Raw genomic sequence first — 22,232 nt, forward strand, 5'->3', positions numbered from 1 at the left:
TGTATTCGAGCCAAAGATGGGATTTGAACCCACGACCTCTTCCTTACCAAGGAAGTGCTCTACCCCTGAGCTACTTCGGCTTAAAACCTTTTTAACAGGTTAAAAACCCATTTACAAAGATAAGTCTCTACCCTTTTAATTTGTTCATTGAAAAGAAGAGAGACTTAGATTTGTTTTTATAAATTGAGCGGAAGACGAGGTTCGAACTCGCGACCTATAGCTTGGAAGGCTATCGCTCTACCAACTGAGCTACTTCCGCTTGTCGTTTCCCACTGTAGAAACCCCGAGAGGTAAGTGGAGAACTCCATTTTCATGGTGGAGGGAGAAGGATTCGAACCTTCGAAGCCGAAGCAACGGATTTACAGTCCGTCCCATTTGACCGCTCTGGAACCCCTCCAGACCAGCAACTTGCGTCGCTTTGAGCCTCCTATCGGAATCGAACCAATGACCTACTGATTACAAGTCAGTTGCTCTACCAGCTGAGCTAAGGAGGCGGATTTTAATTTAATAAAACTTTCTTTTTAAAGAACGGCTTTCCGGAGATAGCGAGTGCAAAAATCTAATATTTATCTGATATTCGCAAGTTTTATTTTTATTTTTTTTCACTTAAAGAACTTCCAAAACTTTTCGACCTATTGTCCCGTTTTGATGATGCAAAGATAGCTAACGCCAGAATATATCAAAAATATTTGCCGGTTTTTTTTGCCATTGAAAATCATATCGTTGATATGCAAGTAAATAATTTTCATTTTTCATGTCAACTTATCCCCTATATTTGTGCATGATTAAGCATTTTCACACGAAATTTTTCCGCATTCTTTTTACAGCAAGCGTCCTTTTCGCCGCAAATTGTAACAGCTCCCAAGCACAAGAACAGAAAAATATCATCCAAAAAATCATAAAAAAATTCATCTCCTCCGAAAAAGACTCCAGCCGATCCGCTAGTTTCATGGTCCTGCCTGCTGTGGGCTATGCCCAGGAGACCGGCTTTGAATATGGTCTTGCCAGTACCTACAACTTCTATATGGATAAGGAAAACCTGGAAAGCCGCACTTCCAATATCACCCTGATCGGTACATTGACTACCAAAAAACAGAAGAACATCAAGTTGCTTTCCGATATCTGGACAAAGAAGAACGAATACCATATCCTTTCGGAACTCCGTTATCGCGATTGGCCCTTCAACTTCTATGGGATCGGAAATGATACCTGGAAGACCGATGAGGATTACCTGGAACAGAAACTCTATCGGGTAAAACTGGATGTGGAGAAGAAGATCATCCCCAACCTCTATGCAGGCGTCAATGTCAATTATGAACATTTCCAATTCCAGGATGTTGAAGCCGATGGCATTTTCACCTCCCCTGAAGTGTTGGGTAAGGATGGCGGGCAATATGCCGCGCTGGGAGCTTCTGTACTATACGATACCCGTAACAACACCACCTATACCAGCCAAGGCTTCTATGGAAGGGTTAAATATGCCTATGCACCAAAATTCTTTCAGGATGATGATTTCACGGGAAGCCAAGCAGAAATCGATATCCGGGGATATTATCCATTAGCAAATAAATTGGTTTTGGCTGCCCAAGGGCTTTATCGCGGAACATACGGGAAGAATGTACCTTTTTATGTGATGCGGGATCTGGGTGGAGATATGACCATGCGAGGGTATTACCTGGGACGGTATAAAGATAAGAATTACCTGACCGCCCAAGCTGAGTTGAGGTACAGGTTCCATCCACGCGTAGGGGTTACCGGATTTCTTGGCACCGGAAGCACCTTCTCCGAAGACCATAAAGCACGCTTCCTTCCATCCTACGGCGGCGGATTGCGTTATTTCTTCAGTCTGGAACACAGCAGCAGTATCCGCTTCGATTATTCTTATGGCGAAAAAAGACCCGGAGAGAAACGCCAGTCTGGATTTTACCTGAGCATCAGCGAAGCCTTTTAGGATAGGTTGGAAAATTCAATCGCCTGGATCTATACCTGCCTCAACAGAAAGTCCTCTTTATGTTGAACGGGTCTATACAGCAATATGCCAAAATGGAACAGGTTGATACTTACGGTAACCTCTTTTTTCTGCAACATTTGCCTCCAAAGCGCTCTATTTTGCCGTGAATAAGGGTTTTTCACAAAAAGAGGTTTCCCTGACGTTAAGACCTGAAGCAGCGCATCATCCAGTGCTGGCAATTTCTCCAGCCAGTACGCTTCAGCTTCCACATCGTTCCAATCATCACCTAACTTCGCTATTCCCCAAAAAGAAAGGATATTCTTTATCAATTCCTTTTGGTGGGCCGGTATGCTAGCCGGAACAGCCACCTCCCCTTTCCTTTCATAATCCTTTTGGTAGATCACCTGATCTGCTAAAGCATAGACAAAAGGCGAATGCGTACCATGTCGGCTATTCGAAATCAGGTAATGGTAAATGTAATCATACAGGTGGCGCATGAGGACAAAATTAAGGTAATAATCGGTATAGCAATCGAATGAAAAACAATATTTCATTCGGAGTGAAACCATGGTGAAAGTAACCTAAAAGTATGTAAACAGTATGGTAAGCATATAAAAACACGCTTCTACCCTACTTAAACCTTGATTTCATAGCGAAACCTAGTCATTTACATACTGAAAACATCGATTTTTTAAGGTTAAGGGAATTGCAGGGTAAACGTACTGCCCTCGCCTTCTTTACTATCCACGGCGAGGTTGCCATGGTGCATGAGCATGATCTGTTTGCTGAGGGTTAGACCAACCCCTGTACCCGTCTTTTTGGTCGTAAAAAATGGGGTAAAGATCTGGTCTTGGATCTCTGGAGACATCCCGATCCCATTATCCTTGATCCGGATCTGTATATTATCCTTTTGTTCAATAGCGGAAAGTGTGATGTAAGGTTCAGGCTGATCTTTAACCGCCTCAATGGCGTTCAATAGGATATTAATGATGACCTGTTCCAAAAGGTTCACGTCTGCCTGAATAACCAGTCGGGTATTTTTGATCACGATATCCAGGTCAATGTTTTTCTGTAGAAGGGTGGGTTCCAAGAGTTGGTAAATGTTTTCGAACAATTGAACCACCTGTACATCGGCAAATTGCGGTTGGTCCACCTTATTGATCATCCGGTAGCTCTTGGCAAATTGCAGCAGCCCTTCTGACCTTCTTTTGATGGTAAAGATACCAACCTTCAGGTCTTCGAGATCCGATTCGGAAGTCCAGTTTTCCAGTCGATGGTGCAGGGTGTCGGCAAGTGAACTGATGGGGCCAATGGAATTCATGATCTCATGGGTCAGTACACGCAAGAGTTTATGCCATGCCTTGGTCTCCGTTTCATCAATAGCCTCGTTGATGTTCTGGTAAACCACTACGCGGAATAAACCTTCCTGGGTTTCAAATTCGGAACTCTGCATGAACAGCTTGATCTTTCCCTTACTCGAATGCGCAGTTTCCATCTGGTGCTTGCCCAACTTTAGGAGCATGGTTTTCTCATACAATTCCGCATGTCTCTTTTTCATGCCCGAAATATTGCCGAGGTGTGGAACCTGAAACAGCTCCTTAAAGGCATCGTTCAACCACATCACCTTTCCACTATCCACATGGTAAAATAGGATCGCCGTATCCAGCATATTGATCACCTTGTTCAGGTATTGTTGCTGCAGGGCTTGATCTATACTGATGTTCTTATAGACCTCGTTGATCTGGTTGAACGCCTCAAATAACTTACCTTCGACGCTGTGCTTACGTTTCACCACAAAACGTCGGGTGAAATCCCGATACTTTACGGCTTCCGAAAATTCGCGCAACTGGGTATATAAAAAGCGATGGCCAGCGAATAGGCGGTAACCAAAAATGCTGAGCATAAAGAACGATAAGACCGCATAACCATAATACCCTTTGAAAATAAGCAGGGCTACCCCAACGGCAAGCGCCAAGAGGAAGAGCATTTTCAGGAAATCGAAAATAGCCAGGCGCATGGTATTAAATATTGTATTTTTCCAATCTTCTATAGAGTGCCGCTCGGGTCAGACCCAATTCTTTTGCAGCTTTTGAAATATTGCCGTTATATCTTTCAATGGCCGATTTGATGGCCTTTCTTTCCATTTCTTCCAGGTTATGGGATGCAAACTCCACGGGTTTGGGTTGCTCCAGCTGTTGTTCAATAGGTGAAAACAGGATGTCCTCCGCCCGTATGCTAGCCCCATCCGACATGATCACCGCACGTTCAATACTGTACTGTAGCTCGCGAACATTGCCCGGGAAATGGTATTGTTTTAATTTCTGAACCGCATCCTGCTCCAAGCCTTCGATATGTTTGTGGTATTTCTTATTGTAGAAAGCCAGAAAATGCTGGGCAAGCAAAGGGATGTCTTCTACCCGTTCGCGAAGTGCGGGAACTTGGATCTCTAAGGTATTGATCCGATAGATCAAATCCTTTCGGAACCTGCTTTCATCCGCCAAGGTTTTCAAGGGCACATTCGTGGCGCTCAACAGGCGAATATCTACCGATATGGGATGGCTACTTCCCAAGGGAACCACCGCCCTATTCTGGAGTACACTCAATAATTTAGCCTGTTGTGGCAGAGCGATATTGCCGATCTCATCCAGGAACAAGGTTCCACCATCTGCATGCTCAAACCTACCCTTCCTGTCTTCTCGAGCATCCGTAAAAGCCCCTTTCTTATAACCAAAAAGTTCACTTTCGAAAAGCGTTTCGGTCAATGAACCTACGTCCACTTTAATATAGGCATTTTTACTCCTTAAAGAGCGTTGATGAATGGCCGAGGCGATCAAATCCTTACCCGTACCATTCTCTCCCAAGATCAGGATGTTGGCTTCGGTCGGAGCTACCTTATCCATCTTGTATTGTAGATCCTCCATAATGGCGGATTTCCCGATTATACCATCGAATTCTTTATTGACAAAAACAGGATGTACTTTTTGTACCTGTTGGTTCTCCTCAAAAACATGGTTTATGGTATTCAGCAATTGTTCGTTCTGCCAAGGTTTCACGATAAAATCTGCCGCCCCCTGTTTTAGGGATTTTACCGCCAGATCCACCGCACCATAAGCTGTGATCATTAAAACATGGATATGTGGGAATTGGGATTTGATCTTGGCAAGCCAGAACAGCCCTTCATTGCCGGTGTTGATGGCACTCTTAAAATTCATGTCCAAAAGCACCATATCCACTTTATTGCGCTCCAGGATATGGATCAATCGTTCGGGATTATGCTCTACCAGCACTTCCTTTACGTTTGGTCTCAATAATATTCGGGTAGCGGTTAATAAATCCTGATCGTCATCAACAACTAAAATGGTTGCCTTTTTCATACCTCGCTAAGTTACTTATAAATCCAATGAACCTGCGTAATAATCATTGATATATTTTTGCATCAACCATTCATATTCCTTGATGATCAATTGGCTTTTTACCGCATCCAATTTGTTCTTGGCTGTCAAAAAAAGTACAGAGTTACTATTTCCCGCTTCAAAATGAACCGTAGAAATCCGAAAAGCTTCCGTGTAGTTCAGTTCTTGTTCCCGAAGATTCTGCAGGTTTTCCTGGGTGATCGCGAGATCGAATACCGCTTGGGCGGTTTTGGATCTCAATTCATTCTTTAGGATTTCCCGATCCAATTCTGCACTTGCCAGATTAACCTCTGCCAAGCGAACCAGTGTCCTGGTCTGGAACTTATTGAAAATAGGGATACTCAGGTTCAACCCGATACCTTTGTAGAGGTTATTTTTATATTGACTGGAAAAGGATCCCCCTTCGCGACTATAATTGGTACTCATTCCTCCTGATAAGGATAAGGATGGAAAATAATCTGCCTTTGCTAATTTCACACTCTCTTCCATTTCCTTGATCCGCCAATCCATCGCCTTATAATTTGGCATATTGAACAGGGATTTTTCGAACAGCTCTTTGGCAGATTGTGTTTGGGCTTTCGGAGCGGTATCTACAGACCTTAATCCAGGCAAATCTTCCGGTGCGATGTTCAATAGGGCTGCAAGGGAAACCCGTGCATTGTTTAGGGACTGTTTGGTCTGTTCCAAGACATTCAATTCTGCACTATATTGCCCCTTGAGGTCATAAAAATCACCAGGATTGATATTCCCTTCCCTATGCATGATTTCAGATCGCTGCAACTGCTCCTTGGTAACGGTCAATTGCCCTTCAGTCTGTTTCAACATATCCTGAGCGGTCAAAACTTTGATATAGGCTTCAATAACATTCAATTTCAGCTCATTCAGTTGTCCCTCAAACTCCAGTTTTCCTGCATCCTTTGCATTCGAACGCATCCGGATATCATGGAGAATGGCAAAACCATTGAAAATGGGCAAGCTCAGGTTCAGGGATTGTCTCCCTGAACTGTTGCTCTTATCTATGTATTGATTGGTTGTCGGATCGATGGATCTACCTTGGGTAAGATCGTGGGAGATATTGCCGTTCAGATTTGGCAAACGGTTATATTTTGCCTGTTTATAATATAAATCCGCGCGGGAAACCTGTAGTTCCCCTTGCTTTAATGTAGGATTGTTCTTGATCGCCAGCGCAATGCAATCGGTCAAGGACAGGTCGCTCACCTGTCCTTTAACCGTGCAAACTAAACAACAAACAAAAATTATTAAAACTGTGGATATTTTTTTCATGAATTAATTTTCCAAGACATCCCACAGCCTGTGCCAAATATTTAGAAAGCTGAAAATCAAACACTTAAAAATAAGGGATTGGAATGGTTGTCCATGAGCGAACAGGCAACTGTTCATTAACGAACAGTCACTTCCCTAATTGCTTATAACAATAGCTGATAATCAACCACTTATAAGTTTGGCACAACCTTGTCTATGCAAATAGCAAATACAAAGATTTATCAATGGACAGACCGATTGAACAGAAGACCTGGAACTCTAAAAGAATATTAACCCTTGTCGGGATCGTGGCAGTTGTGGCCTTAATTGGAGCAAGCTATTATTTCACGAGTGGCAATAGTAAACTGAATGTGGATGCGGAACGAATTTCCATCGTAGAGATAAAGGAAGGATCCTTCCAAGAATTCATTCCTATCAATGGAACGGTGCAGCCCATCAGTAGTATCTACCTGGATGCCTCTGTAGGTGGCCGTGTGGAAGAAAAATATGTGGAAGATGGTGCCCACCTAAGGAAGGGAGATCCCATTATGCGCTTATCCAATACGGATTTGGAACTATCGCTTATCCAACAGGAAACGCAGGTATTGAATCTATTGACCCAAGCACAGATTGCCCAGACCAATGCACAGCAGGTTTCCATCAGCAATAAAAACCAAATGGCGGATGTGGAACAGGCGTTAAAGGAAGCTGATCGGGTATATACCTTGAACAAAAAATTATTGGCCGAGAAGGCGATCGGATCGCAGGAATACCAAAAATCATTGAACGATTATAATTATCAAAAGGAACGGGTAAACTTAACCAAACAGATCCTGAAGCAGGATGAAGTATCCAACAACCAGAAGGTGGCTCAGGACAGGGAGACCTATAAGAGAACCCAGAATGGTTTGGCCTTGATGCGCCAGAAAGTGGGTGATCTGATCCTCCGAGCGCCAGTCGATGGACAATTGACTTCCTTTGATGTAGAGATCGGACAGAATAAATCGGCCGGGGAAAGGTTGGGGCAGATCGATGTACTGACCGGATTTAAGATCCGTGCGGATATCGACGAACATTATATCAACAGGATCTTCCCTGATCTACAGGGGCAATTTACCATTGGGGATAAAACCTATGATCTACGCATCAAGAAAGTGTATACCCAGGTTAAGGATGGTCGTTTCCAGGTTGATATGGAGTTTGTGGGGGAAAGACCGGAAAGTATCCGCCGTGGACAGACCCTATCCATCCGTTTGGCACTGAGTGATGAAACCAAAGCCTTATTATTGGCCAAGGGAGGATTCTATCAGCAGACTGCCGGAAATTGGATCTTCAAATTGGATAAAAATGGAACGACAGCCTATCGGGCAGATATCCAATTAGGCCGACAGAACCCACAGTTCTATGAAGTTCTGGGCGGTTTGAAAGTTGGAGACAAAGTAATCGTATCCAGCTATGAAAGCTATGATAAGATTCAGGAACTGAATATCAAAAAATAAACCTATAACAATTCATAAAAATAGTACACCTCCATAATTAGAGAAACATGATTAAAATAACCAATCTGCAAAAATTTTACCGCACCGAAGAGGTGGAAACCGTGGCCTTGAATGATGTGAACATTCATGTAAAGGAAGGGGAATTCGTGGCTGTTATGGGGCCATCGGGCTGTGGTAAATCCACCTTATTGAATATCGTGGGATTATTGGATGATCTGGACGAGGGAAGTTACCTGTTCAATAATATAGAAGTAGCGAAATTTAAAGAAGGTAAGCGTTCCGATTTGCGGAAACATAATATCGGATTTGTATTCCAGAGTTTTAACCTGATCGATGAGTTGACCGTTTTTGAAAATGTGGAACTGCCATTGGTGTATACGAATGTGCCGGCTGCAGAACGGAAGAAACGAGTGGAAGAGGTGTTGGAGAAGGTACAGATCATGCACCGTAGGAACCATTTCCCACAGCAGTTATCGGGTGGTCAGCAGCAAAGGGTTGCAGTTGCCCGGGCGGTGGTGAATAATCCTAAATTGATCTTGGCGGATGAGCCTACGGGAAACCTGGATTCGAGCAATGGTAATGAAGTGATGCACCTGTTGACGGAATTGAATGAATTAGGGACTACGATTGTTATGGTGACCCACTCGGAGCATGATGCAAAATTTGCGGATCGGGTGATTAGGATGCTGGATGGGCAGGTTATTTTGGAGACGGTAGGGGTTTAAGTTGATGCGTCATTGGATTTTTCGCATCATTGCGAGGAGGCACGACGAAGTAATCATACGCGTCATTGCGAGGAGGCACGACGAAGTAATCATACGCGTCATTGCGAGGAGGCACGACGAAGCAATCTTCCCGCATGTCCAAAGATTGCTTCGTCCCTCGCAATGACGTAACCCTCGCAATGACGCGAAACCGAAAACAAAAAATAATAATAAAACAATTAACTCATGAACAACAACATCAAACTTGCATTCCGGAATCTAAAATCCAACAAGGGTTTTACAGCTATCAATATCATAGGCTTAGCCATCGGAATGGCTGCTTCGATGTTGATCTTACTATGGGTAAACCACCAGTTTTCCATCAATAACAATTTCCCAAAATCGGATCAGATCTATGCCGTTGGAACCAAAGAACCCACCGACAATGATATCGCCGTATGGTTTGGTACCCCGAAACCCCTCGTACCAGCACTGAAAACCGATGTGCCTGAAGTCAAATCAGCTTCCCGGTTAAATGGGACAAGAGGATTTCTATTCCAGGTTGGCGACAAAAAATTGGTAGCCGGAATTGGTGCATTCGTTGACCCCAGCTTTCTTAGCATTTTCGATTTCCCTTTATACAGTGGAAATCCAGCAAATGTCCTCACTGCACCCAATCAAATCGTCTTATCCGAAAAACTGGCAAGAGACATGTTTGGATCCGTAGATGTTGTAGGAAAAACGGTGCATATTGATAGTACCGAAATATTATCCGTGAGTGCGGTGTTAAAGGCAGGGCGAGCAGACAATGGCTTCCAAGGATATGAATATTACCTGCCTTGGTCTTTAATGGAAAAACAAGGGCAATCAGATGAAAATTGGGGCAATAGTTCAGTTTATACCTATGTAGAGTTGGAGAAGAACGCAAATGTAGATCAAATTAACAAGCAGTTCACCGCCCTACCTGCAAAACATTCCAATACTGAGGCACAATTTTTCCTGAAACCACTTTCAGAAGTTTTTCTGTACAATAAATATGAGAATGGCGAAGTAGTTGGTGGCAGGATCGAAATGGTGCGGATCTTTATCGTGATCGCGGTATTTATCCTATTGATTGCTTGCATCAATTTCATGAACCTCAGTACAGCGCAAAGTGAAAAGAGATCCAAAGAGGTAGGGATAAGGAAAGTGGTTGGCGCACAGAAATCAAGTTTGGTGCTCCAATTTTTGTCGGAGTCGCTGCTTTTGGCAACTTTCTCCGGAATCCTATCCTTATTATTGGTTTTCCTTTGTTTACCAAGCTTCAATGAATTGGTAGGTTTAAAGATGCAGATCTCGTTCCAAGAATTTGGTTTTTGGGTGCTATTCCTTGGATTTATTATCCTGACAGGCATCTTGGCAGGAATCTATCCAGCCTTCTTCCTATCTTCCTTCAATCCTATAAAAGTTTTAAAAGGACGTTTCAGGCATATACATTATAAACTCAATCCGAGAAAGATTTTGGTAGTCACGCAATTCGCTATTGCCATCTTGCTGATCATTAGCACACTAGTGATTCGGAAACAGATCCAACATGCTCAGGATCGCGATTATGGCTATAAGCAGGAGAACCTGATTTTCCTACCTGAGTTTGGGAATATTTCTAAAAATGCGGTCTTAATAAAACAGGAATTGATTGCTGAGGGCATTGCACAATCGGTTACACGAATGATGTCTCCACTGACGGAGCGTTGGAGTGGTTGGAATGGATTCACTTGGGAAGGAAAAGATCCGAATGCGATTATTCAATTCAACCGTCAGACAGCGGATGATAAGGTGGTGGAAACGGCAGGATTTGAATTGGTTGCCGGTCGCGACTTTGATTTGGGTAGTTATGCTACGGACTCCACTGCAGCTATCATTAATGAAACCGCAGCAAAAGCCATGGGGTTTAAAGATCCGATCGGGCAATATTTCATGGATGGATCGAGTAAATTCCAAATTATTGGGGTGATTAAGGATTTTATCCAAGAATCGCCTTTTGAACCAGTTAAACCACTTTTGATCGAGGGTGCTTCCAGTAATATGAACACGATGCATATCCGCTTCAATCCGCAATTAAGTAGTAAGGAAGCTTTGGATAGAACGGAAAAGGTATTGAAAAAATATAATCCGGATTTTCCATTTGATTATAAATTTATTGATGAGGCTTATGCTCGGAAATTTGAGGAAACGGAAAGGACTGGAAAATTGGCGACGTTGTTTGCGGGCTTGACGATATTTATTTCTTGCTTGGGATTGTTTGGTTTGGCGGCTTTCATGGCAGAAAGTAGAACCAAAGAAATCGGAATACGGAAGGTCTTAGGGGCTTCGGTATTTTCGGTTACTCGTATGCTTTCAAAAGAATTTGTGGGTTTGGTGCTGGTTTCATGTTTGATCGCATTCCCGATAGGATATTGGGCTATGGATAAATTTTTATCTAATTATAGTTATCGCATTGAGCTTCATTGGGGCGTGTTTTTAATAGCTGGAATCGGGGCGGTTTTGATAACGATTTTTACGGTGAGTTTTCAATCTATTAAGGCGGCAATTGCAAATCCGGTGAAGAGCTTGAGGGATGAGTAGGGTGAATAGGGTCAGCCATTGCGAGGGCCAGCGTCAAGGGTAGGCCCCGCGTCATTGCGAGGGCTTTCGTCATTGCAATGGCCAGCGTCATTGCGAGGAACGAAGCAATCTTCCCGCATGTCCAAAGATTGCTTCGTCGTACCTCCTCGCAATGACGTAGAACTCCTCGCAATGACGAAAAAAAAATAACATTTAATACTAACATAAAACCAAATAATGATACTCAATTACCTAAAAATAGCGTGGAGAAGCATCAAGAAAAACAAGTTTTTCAGTTTGCTTAACATCTTTGGCTTATCCATCAGTTTGGGGATTGCCTTATTATTAATCGGCTATGCACTATACGAACTAAGCTATGATAAATTCTTCCCGAAGGGAGAACATATCTATCGAGTTAACATGCAGACTACTCCAGAATATGATAAGGAAATCTGGGTAAACTTACCCAATTCCGTTGGTCCAGCCATCAAAGAGGAAGTTCCAGGAGTTGTCAACTTCACCCGATTGGTAAAGAATGATTTCGGAACCCCTTCTTCCATCCTGGTAGGGGAAAAAACATTTGTCGAAAAGAACGTTTATCTCGCTGATGCTTCTCTATTCTCCATTTTTGATTTCCAATTTATTGAAGGAAATAAGAACACTGTTTTTAAAGATGTCAATAGCATTGCCATCTCCAAATCCAGAAAAGAACTCTTGTTTGGAGATGCATCTGCCATAGATCAATTGATCATCCTCAACCAAAGGGATACCCTAAAAGTATCGGCCGTTTATGAGGATCTACCTAAGAACAGTAGCTTGGATTGCCAAATGGTTTTTAACATTATGGATAGCTGGATGGGAAAAAACGTTTATTGGAGTAATGCCAGTTACGAAACCTATATTCAGATTCAGGAAACAGCAGATCCCCAAACCATTTCAGAACTCTCCACCGCATTGATCGACAAGCATGTCGAAAAATCCAATCAATATTTTACGGATTTTTATCTACAGCCCCTTCATAAGGTCCATCTTTACTCCAAATCGTTTCGAGAAGGAAACAGTCCTAAAAATGGCGATATCGATAGGGTAAAAAACTTACTTTATCTAGCGGGTCTGGTACTCTTGATTGCCTGCATCAATTACATGAATCTTGCTACGGCAAAAACAACTTTGTATGCCAAAGAGGTTGGTGTCAATAAAGTACTTGGAGCCTCTAAAAAACAACTTCGAACCCGATTTTTAATGGAGACCATGCTGCTAAGTGGCATATCCATCAGTATAGGGTTTATCCTCTGTTTGGTCGGCATTCCATTATTCAATAACATTACAGGGGCTGAACTCTCCTACCAGCATTTCCTTTCTATAGAAATCCTGTTGATCCTTCTTGCTTGTTTAATGATCACCACCCTGTTTGCGGGTAGTTTTCCAGCATTTTACCTATCGAGTATCAGTTCATTGAACCTTATGGGTAAAGGGAAAAGTAGAAACGCAGCTTTGGTAGAACCTGCGAGAAAAGGCTTGGTCGTTTTTCAGTTTGCCTCTTCCATCATCCTGATCATCTCTGTGATCATTATGATCCAACAAATGAAATACATTGCGGATAGAAATATTGGTTTTAATCCCGAAAAGTTGTTAGCAATCAATACCATTTCGATAAAGACCACGAAGAGCTATGAAAGCTTGGTAAATGGATTGAACCAGATTCCAGGGACTACGGCAATTACAGGCACCCAAGCCATTCCTGGATTGGGCGAAAGTGGAAAAAACATTCATAAATCAGGCAATTCAGATCCTGCTGGCTTACCAGTATTTACGAATGTGGCTAATGGTCCTGTTGTAAAGACCCTTGGATTAAAGCTTTTGGCAGGACGTGACCTGCCTGGGTCGCTTTCTTTGGGGGATACGGTAAACTATGTATTGATCAATGAAGTGGCTTTGGCGTATTTGGGATACCAAAAACCGGAGGATGCAGTTGGTCAACTTTTAAACGCAGAAAGTGCTGGAAAATCGATAATCCAAGGGGTAGTTGCAAATTTTAATTTCAAGAGTTTAAAAGAAAATATTGGTGGATATTATTTCAATCGGATGAATGTTCCTTCGGAAGGGATCAGGTATTTAATGATCCGGTTCGAAGCGGAGCATACCCAGGAATATTTAGCCCAGGTTGAACAGGCATTTAAAACCCATATTCCAGAATCGGCATTTGATTACACATTTGTGGACAATCATGTTGCTATGCAATATGAGGCTGAAAAGCGATCTAACCAGGTTTTAATTAGTTTTTCGATTCTTACGATCGGTATTGCCTGTTTAGGCTTGTTGGGATTGGCGGCCTTTACGGCAGAGCAAAGGAGTAAAGAGATAGGTATCCGGAAAGTACTTGGTGCTTCGGTGTTTAACATCAGTAATTTGCTGACGGGAGGATATTTTAAATTGATATTGATCGCTTTTGTGATTGCTTCGCCAATTGCTTGGTATTTTATGAACCAGTGGTTGAATGATTTTGCGTATCGGATAGAGATTCCTTTGTGGGCATTTGTAATTGCTGCCGGGATAACGTTGTTGATCACGGCTTTGACCATTGGTTTTCAGACGTTGAGGGCGGCTATTGCGAATCCAGTGGATAGTTTGAGGGATGAGTAGGCCAGCGTCATTGCGAGGAACGAAGCAATCTTCCCGCATGTCATGCTGAGCGCAGTCGAAGCATCTGTTCGTTTGTAACCGTAGAGATCCTTCGACGATGCTCAGGATGACAAAAAGACTGCGCTCAGGATGACAAAGTCCAAAGATTGCTTCGTCGTACCTCCTCGCAATGACGCGGAAGTACTAAAACACAATGAAATACTCATTAATAAAACATAGAACATTAAATACAAAACATAAATAACCATGAAATTAAACCACATCCTTCGGAAACTATGGAAAAACAAGTTTTTCACCATTTTGAATATCGTTGGTCTTGCCATCGGGATAAGTGCCTGTTGGATTGTATTTAAAATTGTGAGTTATGAATTCAGTTTTGATAAACCAAACCCTGCCCGCGAGCAGATCTATAAAGTTTATTCTAAATACGAATACAACAATGAGGTCAACAGCTTCGATGGTACACCGGCTCCGCTATGGGATTATGTAAAGAACAATCTTTCACAGGTCGAACTGAGTATCCCGATGTTCAACCGCTATTTTGAAAAGATCACCATCAATTCCAACAGCAATGAAAAAGCTGAGTTCAATGAAAATGAAAGGATATACAGTACCCATCCTGATTACTTTAAGATGGTTAATTACCAATGGCTGGCAGGGAATGAAAAACAAGCCTTAAACTCCATTGATAAGGTTGTGCTTACAGAGTCAAGAGCAAAAATCTACTTCCCGAATCTCAAACCGAATGAAATAATCGGCAAACAAATCCTATATGACACGACCTTATATGCTGTTTCGGGAATTGTTGAAGACCTAAATTATCCAAGTACTTTTACCGCCAAGGAATTCCAGCTGGTCAAAGATTCAGAATGGAGAGATCAGTCCTGGGCATCCTCCAATTCCAACAATCACCTGTTTATCAAAATCAATAATGAAAAAGATATTGCGCCTGTTCTCCTGCATTTAAAGAACAAACTCATGCAATTAACCGAAAAGGAATGGTCGGAGTATAACGTGAAGGGGGAATTACAACTTGCAAAACTATCTGAAGCACATTTTAACACCATTCTTTCCAACAGCACCAATAAAAACGTGGTCTATGGCATGATCGGTATAGGGTTATTTCTATTGCTTTTGGCCAGTATTAATTATATCAACCTTAGTACGGCTTTAATCCCCCAAAGAGCCAAGGAAATCGGCATCAGAAAAACATTAGGTCAACAAGGGAAACAAGTAACTGTCAATTTCTTTTTAGAGACGTTGATGATTACCAGTGCCTCTCTCCTATTGTCTTGGCCGCTTACCAAGTTATTCGAACGGTTTTTCAGCCATTATTTGCCAAGTGACTTAGAAAATTTCAGCCATGCTGGATTGATCTTCCTCTTTTTGTTGGCCTTGCTGCTGCTGATCACCCTTTTTTCCAGCATCTACCCAACCTATCTCATCAATAAAGTCCAAATAATTGATGTTTTGAAGGTGAATAAAAATGCTAAACTTTCTTTTGGTAATATTTCTGTCCGAAAAGCATTGATCGTGTTCCAATTTATTATTGCACAAGTATTTGTGGTTGCAACCTTTATCATCGGCTTTCAGATGAAACATATGTTGAGCAGTGATCTTGGGTTCAATAAAAACGCTTTACTTACCTTGTCTTTACCATTTAAAGAGGAAGATGGCAAAAAAAATCCCATAATCTTTAAGGAAATACTCAACAAATATCCGGAAATCCAACAGGCTGCGCTAGGTCATTTTCCCCTAAGTAATGATCATTGGGGAAATTTTGTCAACCGCTCTTCGGATACTGGATTAATGAAAGTTAATATGCCCTTTAAGCTAGTGGGTGATTCCTATTTTGATGTCTATGACATGAAATTGCTCGCTGGACGAGCACTTACGATCTCCGATACCAGTACAGGAATTATTTTGAATGAAAAAGCCATCTATGATCTGGGCTATAAATCGCCGCAAGAAGCTATCGGACAGGAAGTAAATGCTTGGGATAAAGACCGAAAGATTACAGGTGTGGTTGGGAATTTCCATAGTAAAAGTATGCATGTGGCATTGGAGCCTGTATCCTTCCTTGCCTCCAATAAACGTGGTCAATTACAAAATATAGCCATCAAATTAAACAATGATCCTTCGACTTGGAAGTCTAGCATTGGAATCATTCAAAAGGAATGGGAAAAATACTATCCAGCAACTGCTTTTAGCTATGAGTTTTATGATGATCGGATCAAGCAACTGTATGAAAAAGAGGAGCGGTTTTCAAAGATCATCAATTTATCTTCTGGTATTACCATTTTGATCAGCTGTTTGGGATTGGTGGGCTTAGTGACCATAACTACTGCACAACGAACGAAAGAAATCGGTGTTCGGAAGGTTTTGGGTAGTACCGTTGGGGGAATTATTAGGCTATTATCAAAGGATTATATCAAGTTAATTTTGATTTCTATTGTTATTGCTACACCAATTGCTTGGTGGGCTATGAATCAATGGTTGACAGATTTTGCTTTTAAGATTGAATTGAGTTGGTGGATGTTCAGTATTCCGGCTATTGCTACTTTGCTGATTGCTTTTATTACCATGGGAGTTCAATCTTTGAAAGCCGCCAGAGCGAATCCGGTTGATAGTTTGAGGGATGAGTAATTGAGCATGGAGAGGGGCTACGTCATTGCGGGACTTTGCGTCATGGGGTTCTCGCCGTCATTGCGAGGAGGTACGACGAAGCAATCTTTCGCCTTTGTCATCCTGAGCGCAGTCGAAGGATCTGTACGTGTACCAAATGTAGATGCTTCGACTTCGCTCAGCATGACATGCGGGAAGATTGCTTCGTTCCTCGCAATGACGCAGAAAACGAAAAAAAATAAACAATAAAACATAAAAACATCACACCATATGTTTAAAAACGCGATCAGACAATTAATTCGAAATAAGCTATTCAGCTTTTTGAATATATTAGGTCTAACCATAGGCATCAGTTCCTGCTGGGTGATCTATAAATATGTGAGTTACGAACTATCCTTCGAAAAGGAACTTCCGAAGAAAGAAAGCATCTATCGTATCATCAGTCATTTTAAGGCGGAAGGTAGGGACGACCTACATTCAGGTGTATCCAGACCGATCTATTTTTATTTGAAAGCCAATAATTTTGGATTGGATGAAGTTGTCCCTGTCTTCAGGTATTTTGTAGAAACTGTAACCATCCCAGCAACAAATGGTCAGGAGAAAAAACAGGAAGAACCCACATTTGATGAGACGGCTACTATCGAAACAGATAAAGATTATTTCAACCTTATCGAGTATAATTGGCTTGAAGGTAATAAAGAGACTGCACTTACCTCGCCCCATCAAGTTGTCCTGACCGAAAAAAGAGCAAAGCATTATTTCCCAAAATTGTCCAATGCGGAAATCCTAGGAAAAACCATTATCTACAATGACAGCCTAAAAAAAGAAGTTTCTGGAATTGTGGCTGACCTTTCCTATCCCACTGAATTCACTGGGCAGGAATTCATATTGATCAGGGAAACAGAACGGGATAAGAACCTAAGGACCTGGACACATACTAATGGCCAGCATAAGCTCTATGTTTCTGCCCAATCTGAAGGAATTGTGCATCAAGCGGTCCAGAAAGTACAACAATTTTCGGATGCCAAATGGATTGAAATTAAAAACAAGGAATTACTTGATTATAACTTTACACGGACCTTAATCACCATGCCGCTCCTTGAATCTCATTTTTCAACAGCGATGATGGAAAGAGATGTTCCCAAAACAAGTAAGCGGATTATATATTCATTAATTGGTGTTGGCATATTTTTATTGGTATTGGCCTGTATCAACTATATCAACCTGAGCACAGCACAATTGCCTCAGCGCCATAAAGAGATCGGAATTCGTAAAACATTAGGTGGTTCAAAACGGTCCTTTATTCTTCAGATGATGTGTGAAACTGCCCTTGTTGTCCTGATTGCAGCCTTTCTTTCCTTCTTTGTTTCCCAATTAGGAATCTATCTTTTGGGAGATCTGATCAGTGAAAGCAATAAAGCCTATGCAGATCCTACATTATTTGTTGGCATAATGGGCGGCTTGTTAATTTTTACGATTTTGTTCGCTGGTCTTTATCCATCATGGATGATGGGCAAGGTAAATCCTATTGACATCTTTAGATCTAAAAATCTGCTTGCTGTAGGAAAAGAAAAAATAAACCTGCGTAAAGGCTTAATCATTTTTCAATTCATCATTGCACAAATATTTATCGTTGGGGCCATTATTATTGGCCAACAATTAAATTATGTGGTCAAAAAGGATTTTGGATTTGACAAGGACGCTGTGATTCTTGCCCAAGTCTCTTATAAAATCTATAAATCGAAAAATTTCCAAAGCAAGAAACATGCTTTGTTGGATGAAATCAGAAAAGTGCCCGGAGTGACCAATGTAACTTTCGGTTCAGAGCCCTTTTCGGATAATTATGCCTCGGGAGAAATGCGGTATTATCCAGCGGATAAATCAGCGCCTATCGCGAGGACTGTGTACACAAAAACCATTGATACCGCTTACCTGAATTTCTATAAACTGGAATTGATTGCCGGTTCGAATCTTATTCCATCCGATACAACCAATGGGTTGTTGATCAATGAAACTGCAGTGCGGGCTTATGGATTCAAAACGCCTGAAGAAGCAATCGGAAAAGTTATAGGACAGACGAATAGGATGTATCCTATTGTTGGGGTAATCAAAGATTTTCATTCCCGTGATTTTTATACTCCAATAGAACCAACGGCTTTGGTTTATGATGAAAGGGATCTTCAAATGTATAACATCAAATTGGATAATCTTAAGAAATCGGATTGGCCGAATATTATTGAGAATATACAGCAGAGATGGAGTAAGTTTTTCCCTTCGGAAGAATTCAGTTATAAATTCTACGATGAGCTGGTGCTGGCGCTTTATAAAAAGGAACAGCAATTGGCGAAGATGACTAATATCAGTACCGGAATCGCGATCCTGATCAGTTGCTTAGGGCTATTTGGATTGGCCACGTTGAGTACTTTCCAACGGAGCAAGGAGATTGGAATTCGGAAAGTGTTAGGGGCATCGGTTTCGGGGATAGTTGGGATGCTGTCTAAGGATTTCGTGAAATTGATTTTGCTGGCTTTTGTTATAGCAAGTCCGATTATTTATTGGGCTTGTAGCAAATGGTTAAATGATTTTGTTTATCGAATTGAGATTTCATGGTTACCGTTTTTGTTGGGCGGGATGTTGGCGATTTTTGCGGCGATGTTGACGATAGGTTATCAAGCTGTTAAGGCCGCAAGGGCAAATCCGGTGGATAGTTTGAGGGATGAGTAACCGGCCGCGGGGAACGAGGGAATGGAGTGCGAGGGTATGGAGAGCGAGGGAATGGAGAGCGACGCCAGCGTCATTGCGAGGCCAGCGTCATTGCGAGGAACGAAGCAATCTTCCCGCGTCATTGCGAGGAACGAAGCAATCTTCCCGCATGTCATCCTGAGCGTAGTCGAAGGATCTGTACGCTGTTAAGTATACGAACAGATGGTTCGACTACGCTCACCATGACATGGCGAAAGATTGCTTCGTCGTACCTCCTCGCAATGACGAGATAGTCTCCTCGCAATGACGTTATAGCGAGAATAAAAAAATAAAAAATTAACTAATAAAAACTTAATTATGCTTACTTCAGCCATAAGAACCATAAAAAAGAACAAATTGATGACCTTTATCAATGTCCTCAGTTTGGCGATAGGTATCAGCGCCACACTGGTTATCTTTCTCTTTGTGCAATATGATTATAGTTTTGATAAGCATGTTCCAGATAAAGAAAGGGTATACCGCATTGTCACCGATGGAACATTTAAGATTTCTGGTCTAGTAGCACCATTGATTGAAACCATCGACCAAGAAGCTTCCAATAAGGAGTTCATAGCGCCTATCTTCAAATCATTCTTGGAAAAAATAAAAATCCCTACCACTTCAAACAGCGAAGAGAAAGTATTTTTCAAGGACAATAAAATAGCCTTTGTTAATGACAAATACTTCGAACTCTATCCACATACCTGGATAGCAGGAAATGTTAAGGACCTAAATAAACCCAATAGCATTGTATTGACAGAACGCAACCTGGAAAGGTTCTTTCCAAAAGAAACCCCCGATGCAGTGCTTGGAAAAACGGTCGTGTTTCTAGATTCGATCAATCTACAAGTAACCGGTGTGGTTAAAGAAATGACCGAAAACTCAGATTTTAAGTTCCAGTCATTTTTATCAACCGCTACTATTCCAAGCTACCCATCTCTCAACACGATTTTTGCTTATGATTCCTGGAACAGCTACAATGATAATACCAATGCATTGGTCAAATTAAAACCAGGTGTGGACGCAGAAACTTTTGAAAAAACCATCATTGCCATCAATAGGAAAAATAAAAACCTTGAGGAAAACTTTGTTGATGATTTCAAATTACAACCCTTATCGGATGTACATTTCAACAGTGATTTCAATTATAATGCGACCAAAGCTGGCACACTAAGAAACATGATCATTTTGGCTATCTTCTTATTGGCCTTGGGAATCATCAATTTCATCAACTTGACGACTGCCCAATCTACAGAGAGAGCCAAAGAGATAGGTATTCGTAAAACACTTGGAAGTTCAAAGGCCAGATTGACCAGACAATTCCTAACAGAAACCTTTTTAATAGCTTTGACCGCCACCTTACTGTCCCTTCTTTTCACACCAATCCTGCTGAAAGCATTTGAAGGATTTATTCCCGCAGGTTTATCCTTGTCCGCTTTGGCAAGCCCACTGGCAATCGCTTTTTTGGTTGGACAATTATTGCTAGTAACCCTTTTGGCAGGTTTTTATCCGGCCTGGGTCTTAACAGGCTACTCTCCTATCCTTGCCCTCAAAAATCAAGTAAACCAGAACAGTAATCTTTCACGTAGTAGCTGGGTAAGAAAGGTAATGACCGTTTTTCAATTTGCATTGGCACAGGTGTTTCTGATTGCGGTATTCTTGGTGGTTAAACAAACGACCTATATTTCCAATAAGGATCTGGGCTTTCAAAAAGAGGCTGTCCTGACGTTCTTTATTCCAGGAAATTATCAGAACTCCGAGAAAGGAAATATATTGAAAACAAGGTTGGGATCTATTCCTGAGATCCAAGGTATCAGTTTTGGTAATCAAGCGCCTATTTTAAATGGGGAATTAAAAACCAGTATTACGCTAGACAATTCCAGTACGGAAGAGTCCATTGATATGGATTTCAGAAGTGGGGATGACCAGTACCTTCATGTTTATGGAATCCCATTGATTGCTGGCCGGAATGTGATGATGCGGGATTCCCTGCAGGAGATCTTGATCAATGAGAAAGCCTTGGAAAAGTTGAAGTTGGAATCTCCTCAGGAGGCTTTGGGATTAACCTTGAATAAAAAAAGTATGATGATTGTTGGGGTCATGAAGGATTTCGACATCACCAATGCTCGCGTTGAAAACCGACCAATTCTTTATGCAGGGGACCGGGATGGGTATGTAATGCATATTAAATTGAATAAAAATCATCCTGAAACTTGGAAAGGGACAACCGATAAGATTGCTAAAGAATTTAATGCTGTTTTCCCGACGGATCTATTCGAATTTAAATTTGTAGATGAAACGATTCAAGGATTATATAAGAAGGAACAGCAATTGTCGAAATTATTGACCTGGGCAGTTACGTTGTCTATTGTTATCGCTGGTTTGGGTCTTTTTGGATTGGGATTGTTTACAGCAAACCAACGTACTAAAGAGATCGGTATTAGAAAGGTTTTGGGTGCTTCCATCTCGCAGATCCTTATGATGTTATTGAAGGGTTTATTGAGTCTGGTGGCTATTGCATGTTTACTGGCATTCCCAATAGCATGGTATGTTGGCAATAAATGGTTGGAGGATTTCAATTATCGAACAGCTTTCAGCTGGTGGATTTTTCCGGTATCAGCAATGGGTTTGTTGTTGGTAGCAACGGTTATTTTATTATCCAAAACGTATTTGGCAGCAAGGGCAAATCCGGTGGATAGTTTGAGGGATGAGTAGGCCGGCGCGGGGGAGCGATGGCAATGCCATTGGGAGGGCAATGCGAGGGCAACGTCATTGCGAGGAACGAAGCAATCTTCCAGCGTCATTGCGA

At 41.8% G+C, this 22,232-nt stretch carries 12 protein-coding genes and 4 tRNA genes; 8 read left to right on the forward strand and 8 right to left on the reverse strand.

Going from position 1 to position 22,232, the window contains the following annotated elements; genetic code table 11:
- Window positions 1-8: 8 nt before the first annotated feature.
- The 4 genes from CRJ00_RS05525 to CRJ00_RS05540 form a co-directional block, all read right to left on the reverse strand.
- A tRNA-Thr gene (locus CRJ00_RS05525) sits at window positions 9-80 on the reverse strand.
- A 106-nt stretch (window positions 81-186) separates the two neighbouring features.
- Window positions 187-259, reverse strand: a tRNA-Gly gene (locus tag CRJ00_RS05530).
- A 54-nt stretch (window positions 260-313) separates the two neighbouring features.
- Window positions 314-397, reverse strand: a tRNA-Tyr gene (locus CRJ00_RS05535).
- 24 nt (window positions 398-421) lie between these two features.
- A tRNA-Thr gene (locus CRJ00_RS05540) sits at window positions 422-494 on the reverse strand.
- Between the two features lie 287 nt (window positions 495-781).
- Between CRJ00_RS05540 and CRJ00_RS05545 the strand changes: the two genes are divergently transcribed.
- A complete protein-coding gene (locus tag CRJ00_RS05545; RefSeq protein ID WP_099365883.1) occupies window positions 782-1,951 on the forward strand; it encodes a BamA/TamA family outer membrane protein in 1,170 nt (389 codons plus the stop codon).
- A gap of 29 nt (window positions 1,952-1,980) precedes the next feature.
- On the opposite strand, the gene CRJ00_RS05550 is transcribed toward CRJ00_RS05545, so the two are convergent.
- The 4 genes from CRJ00_RS05550 to CRJ00_RS05565 all read right to left on the reverse strand — a co-directional run bounded on the left by CRJ00_RS05550 (window position 1,981) and on the right by CRJ00_RS05565 (window position 6,648).
- Window positions 1,981-2,505, reverse strand: a complete 525-nt coding sequence (locus CRJ00_RS05550; protein ID WP_144038108.1) for a hypothetical protein — start codon at window positions 2,503-2,505, stop codon at window positions 1,981-1,983.
- Window positions 2,506-2,648: 143 nt separating this feature from the next.
- Window positions 2,649-3,968, reverse strand: coding sequence for a sensor histidine kinase (locus CRJ00_RS05555; protein ID WP_099365885.1), 1,320 nt, complete (start codon window positions 3,966-3,968; stop codon window positions 2,649-2,651).
- Window positions 3,969-3,972: 4 nt separating this feature from the next.
- The gene (locus tag CRJ00_RS05560; protein ID WP_099365886.1) at window positions 3,973-5,325 is read right to left on the reverse strand and encodes a sigma-54-dependent transcriptional regulator; all 1,353 of its coding nucleotides are present in this window, start codon (window positions 5,323-5,325) and stop codon (window positions 3,973-3,975) included.
- A 15-nt stretch (window positions 5,326-5,340) separates the two neighbouring features.
- The gene (locus tag CRJ00_RS05565; protein WP_099365887.1) at window positions 5,341-6,648 is read right to left on the reverse strand and encodes a TolC family protein; all 1,308 of its coding nucleotides are present in this window, start codon (window positions 6,646-6,648) and stop codon (window positions 5,341-5,343) included.
- 224 nt (window positions 6,649-6,872) lie between these two features.
- Between CRJ00_RS05565 and CRJ00_RS05570 the strand changes: the two genes are divergently transcribed.
- From CRJ00_RS05570 to CRJ00_RS05605, 7 genes are all read left to right on the forward strand, one after another.
- Window positions 6,873-8,126 (forward strand): efflux RND transporter periplasmic adaptor subunit, encoded by a 1,254-nt coding sequence (locus CRJ00_RS05570; RefSeq protein WP_099365888.1) that lies wholly within the window; start codon window positions 6,873-6,875, stop codon window positions 8,124-8,126.
- Between the two features lie 47 nt (window positions 8,127-8,173).
- A complete protein-coding gene (locus CRJ00_RS05575; protein ID WP_099365889.1) occupies window positions 8,174-8,851 on the forward strand; it encodes an ABC transporter ATP-binding protein in 678 nt (225 codons plus the stop codon).
- Between the two features lie 225 nt (window positions 8,852-9,076).
- Complete coding sequence (locus tag CRJ00_RS05580) at window positions 9,077-11,434, forward strand: ABC transporter permease (protein ID WP_099365890.1); 2,358 nt, start codon at window positions 9,077-9,079, stop codon at window positions 11,432-11,434.
- 216 nt (window positions 11,435-11,650) lie between these two features.
- Window positions 11,651-14,056: an ABC transporter permease gene (locus tag CRJ00_RS05585; RefSeq protein WP_099365891.1), complete on the forward strand. Its 2,406-nt coding sequence runs from the start codon at window positions 11,651-11,653 to the stop codon at window positions 14,054-14,056.
- 246 nt (window positions 14,057-14,302) lie between these two features.
- The gene (locus tag CRJ00_RS05590) at window positions 14,303-16,702 is read left to right on the forward strand and encodes an ABC transporter permease (RefSeq protein ID WP_099365892.1); all 2,400 of its coding nucleotides are present in this window, start codon (window positions 14,303-14,305) and stop codon (window positions 16,700-16,702) included.
- A gap of 300 nt (window positions 16,703-17,002) precedes the next feature.
- A complete protein-coding gene (locus tag CRJ00_RS05600; protein ID WP_180268423.1) occupies window positions 17,003-19,405 on the forward strand; it encodes an ABC transporter permease in 2,403 nt (800 codons plus the stop codon).
- Window positions 19,406-19,741: 336 nt separating this feature from the next.
- Window positions 19,742-22,138 (forward strand): FtsX-like permease family protein, encoded by a 2,397-nt coding sequence (locus tag CRJ00_RS05605; protein WP_099365895.1) that lies wholly within the window; start codon window positions 19,742-19,744, stop codon window positions 22,136-22,138.
- Window positions 22,139-22,232 lie beyond the last annotated feature (94 nt).

It is taken from the genome of Sphingobacterium sp. 1.A.4, from assembly GCF_002734245.1.
In the GTDB taxonomy this organism is placed as follows: domain Bacteria; phylum Bacteroidota; class Bacteroidia; order Sphingobacteriales; family Sphingobacteriaceae; genus Sphingobacterium; species Sphingobacterium tenebrionis.